1 protein-coding gene is annotated in these 562 nt (G+C 36.7%); it reads right to left on the reverse strand.

Annotation, left to right across the window (positions count from 1 at the left end; all coding sequences use genetic code 11):
* The coding region (locus tag ACLGGR_RS19230; protein ID WP_410973703.1) for an AMP-binding protein at positions 1 to 562 on the reverse strand (562 nt) is incomplete at both ends.

The following is a 562-nucleotide window of genomic DNA, read 5'->3' on the forward strand; positions in this document are numbered from 1 at the left end:
CATCAAAACTAAAAGAGGCAAATTGTAACACACGGCTGCCTGATGAAATACCAAAAGTCTCACCCATTAAACAAAAGTTGCTTACACTTTTATGTTCCACCATAACCCCTTTAGGTTTTCCAGTAGTTCCAGAAGTATAGATAAGATAGGCTAAATCTGTGGACTCATTCATCTCTTCGAGATTCGTCCTAGGATTCTCTGTTAAAGCCAAATCATCAATTTTCACAATTTCGCCAGAAAATGTTTCTGGAACTCTTATATTTTCATGGGTCAATACATATTTCGCACCACTGTCCTGAAGCATATACTCAATTCGTTCACTTGGATAAGTAGGGTCGAGAGGTAAATAAGCTCCACCTGCTTTTAGTACACCTAATATCCCCACAATCATCTCAACTGATCGTTCTGTCATAATGCCAATAAAATCTTCTCGCTTTACTCCTTTTTCTCTCAACTTATAGGCTAGTTGATTCGCTCTCTCGTTTAACTCTTGATAAGTTAATTCATTTTCTTCAAATACAACAGCTTTTGTTTCAGGAGATTTCTTAACTTGTTCTTCAAA

Origin of the sequence: Bacillus sp. BD48, from assembly GCF_046566805.1 — a bacterium.
Taxonomy (GTDB): Bacteria; Bacillota; Bacilli; order Bacillales; family Bacillaceae; genus Bacillus; species Bacillus safensis.